The 3,456-nt window shown below is 40.3% G+C and carries 2 protein-coding genes; both read left to right on the top strand.

What is annotated here, in order from left to right; all coding sequences use genetic code 11:
* The first annotated feature begins 148 nt into the window (after positions 1-148).
* The gene (locus tag H6F50_RS25880) at positions 149-3,058 is read left to right on the top strand and encodes a tetratricopeptide repeat protein (RefSeq protein ID WP_242029212.1); all 2,910 of its coding nucleotides are present in this window, start codon (positions 149-151) and stop codon (positions 3,056-3,058) included.
* An 8-nt stretch (positions 3,059-3,066) separates the two neighbouring features.
* Positions 3,067-3,456 (top strand): FAD-binding protein (locus tag H6F50_RS25875; RefSeq protein WP_190430917.1); only part of this gene is annotated, 390 nt, incomplete at its 3' end.

Here is a 3,456-nt window from a genome sequence, read left to right as displayed (position 1 = left end):
GATAAACTAAAAGTAAGCATACAAGGTGTTAGCGATGGATTACCAAAAGTTTGTTGAGCAACTGCCCAGCCTTTATGAAAATTGGGGACGCGAATCGGTTGTACCTAAATCAAAGCGGTTTCAGCAGGCACTTGACCAAGTTCAAGGGATGACTACTGCCAACGTAATGCAGTTGCTCAATTTTGCTGTGGAGTGCATGGAAGCAGATGAAATATATTGCGAGATTGGCTGTTATCAAGGTTCTACTTTAATTGGCGCACTGCTCGATCATCCAGAACGAATGGCATACGCTGTAGATAACTTTTCTGAATTCGACCAATCCGGTGAGAATCTGGATAAATTAATTAATAATTTATCAAGTTTTGATATTCAAGATCGAGTTTATTTTTGCAATCAAGACTTTGAAGAATTTTTATTAGAGCTTCGAGAAATTAATCCAGATGACAAAATCGGGGTTTATTTATATGATGGTGCTCACGACTATCGGTCGCAATTATTAGGATTACTCCTAATCAAACCGTTTCTAGCAGAGAAGGCATTGATTATTATCGATGATAGCAATTGGGAAGCGGTGCGCCAAGCTAATTGGGATTTTATGGCTGCTAACCCAGAGTGCGAATTATTGCTGGAGTTGCTGACGCCAGGAGATGGCTATCACACTTTTTGGAATGGGATTCAGGTACTCAGTTGGGATGCAAATAAAAAAGCCAACTATTCCTGGAATACTTTTAGTAAGATGCGCCGGAAGTCAGTTATTCAAGCTATCTATGAATTACAGTTTATTGGAAAAAACGAAAGGGAGTTAGACAATCTGTATCAAGAAGCCTTATCGCTGCATGAAAAAGGACAGTTTTTAGCTGCTGAAAAAAAATATTGTGACTTTATACGAGCGAAAAACTGGGATACTAAAGCGTGGCTAAGCTTAGGAATTCTATATTACGAGGCAGAACAGTATCAAAAGTCCGTTGAAACAATTTTTAATTTACTAAAAATAGATTCATCTGTAGCTCAAGCATATTATATCCTTGGGTTGGCTTTCGAGAAAATCAATCAAAATCCTCAAGCGATTTCCGCTTACACAGAAGCGATCGCTCTTGAACCAAAACTAATTGAAGCTTACAACAATTTAGGAAATCTCCTCAGTCAGGCGGGTGAAAGCGAGCAGGCTGAAGCAGTCTACCGTCAAGCGATCGCAGCTAACCCCAGCCACTTTGGTAGCTACCTCAATTTGGGGAATTTGTTAATGGAACAGAATCAAATTGAGCAAGCAATTGAGGTGTATAAAACAGCTCTGACGCTAATTCCAGATAATCCTGATATATTAAATAACCTAGCGATGGCATTAGAAGCCCAAAAGAATCCTACTCAGGCTCTTCTAAATTTTGCTAACAAACTTTACCAGCAAGAGAAGTATGAAGCAGCAATTAAGCAATATCAAAAATTGCTAGAAATTCAAACAGGAGATGCAGAGATTTATTTTAACCTGAGTGATTGCTTTACACATCTAAATCGAGTAGAAGAAGCTATCAATACGCTTAAAGAAGGCATCTTCTTTTACCCAACAAGTGGTAAACTGCATTTTTATTTTATAAAATTATTGCAGGAAAACGGACGGATTAAAGAAGCAATATCAAGTGCAGAAAAGGCATCTCAAATCCTGCCTAATGAATATGTATTTAAAATTTTTAAAAATTTAATATTACCCACTAATTATAATAGCGCCAATGAAATTAGCTTTTATCGTCAGCGATTTATCCAAGGCATACAAAGTTTAATTCTGGGGACATTCTTAGAAGAGCCTGAAGATAAAAAGAATGCTCTTGCCGGTATTAGTTGTGTAACAAACTTTTTTTTAGCGTATCAGGCTCATAACGATTTGGAATTGCAACGCCAGTATGGAAATTTAGTCCATCAAATTATGGCAGCCAACTATCCACAATGGGTTCAAGCTATATCCATGCCTCCGCTTAAGGAGAACAAAAAAATTCGTGTTGGTTATGTCTCAGCATTCTTACACGGTTGGAGTGGAACATTTTTATCACTAGGTTATCTGCGTTACTGCAATCAGCAAGATTTTGAATTTCACTGTTACTACACAGGGAATCAGCCAGATAATATCACTGAGTTGTTTCGTAATTATAGTGATGCATTTCATCATATTCCTAATAATCTCGAAGCAGTATGCGAACAAATTGTTGCCGATAAACTACATATACTTGTTTTCCCAGAAATTGGTATGGATGCAGCGACGATGCAACTTGCCGGTTTGCGTCTGGCTCCTGCTCAGTGCGTAGTATGGGGACACCCAGTAACTACTGGTTTACCGACCATTGATTACTTTTTATCCAGCGAGTTAATGGAGCCAGAAAATGCACAAGCACATTACTCTGAAACTCTGATCCGTCTGCCGAATGTTGGAGTTGCTTATCCTTCATTAGAGATTCCTCCGCTAACAAAGACACGAGCAGATTTTCAGCTAAGGGATGATGCTGTAGTTTACCTATCTTCTCAAGCTCCTTACAAGTATTTACCGCAACATGACTATATTTTTGCTGAAATCGCCCGTCGCGTGCCTCAAGCTCAGTTTATGTTTCTTCGTGCAGGTGTGCCCCAAGAACGCTTGGAACGCGCTTTTTCGGCAGTTGGTTTGAACAGTAAAGACTATTGTGTTTTTTCACCTGTTCTACCTCGCGCTGAGTATCTCATGCTTAATTTAGTTTCAGATATTTATCTAGATACTTTAAGCTGGTCTGGCGGTAACACGACACTAGATGCGATCGCTTGTAGTTTACCCGTTGTTACCTGTCCTGGCGAATTTATGCGAGGTCGTCACTCTTATGGATTTCTAAAAAGGCTTGAGGTGACAGACACAATTGCTCAAACCGAAACAGAATATATTGATATTGCTGTAAAGTTGGGTTTAGACCCGATTTGGCGGCACGACGTTTCAGAAAGAATCAAGGCTCGGCATGACTATCTTTATGACGACAAAACTTGTGTAGCAGCTCTTGAAGATTTTTACAAACAGGTTGTCCAAAAGGGACTTACGCAGACATAGAGTTACCGATGATTACCCAAGACAAAAAACAACGAAATTGGCAACCCATCATCAAGCAATTTGAGGCAGCTATCGGGAAAAACGGCGTCGTGCAGCGTCGTGAGGAGTTAATAACTTACGAGTGCGATGGTTTAACTAGCTACCGACAAAAACCTGCCCTCGTCGTACTGCCGCGCACCACAGAAGAAGTCGCAGCGGCAGTGAAGATATGCGACCAAAATCAAATTCCCTGGGTTGCACGCGGTGCTGGCACTGGACTTTCTGGTGGAGCCTTGCCTGTAGAAGATTGCGTGCTAATTGTTACTGCATTGATGCGAAAACTCTTGAGCATTGACTTAGAAAATCAGCGGGTTGTGGTGCAGCCAGGAGTAATTAATAACTGGGTAACGCAAGCCGTT

The sequence above is a fragment of the Coleofasciculus sp. FACHB-712 genome, assembly GCF_014695635.1.
In the GTDB taxonomy this organism is placed as follows: Bacteria; Cyanobacteriota; Cyanobacteriia; order Cyanobacteriales; family FACHB-T130; genus FACHB-T130.
The sequence above is the reverse complement of the archived record's forward strand: the minus strand, read 5'-3'. Positions and strand labels throughout refer to the sequence as shown.

Excerpts from the sequence above, each read along its gene's own strand:
- H6F50_RS25880 (WP_242029212.1), top strand. The coding sequence starts at position 149 with ATGACTACTGCCAACGTAATGCAGTTGCTCAATTTTGCTGTGGAGTGC.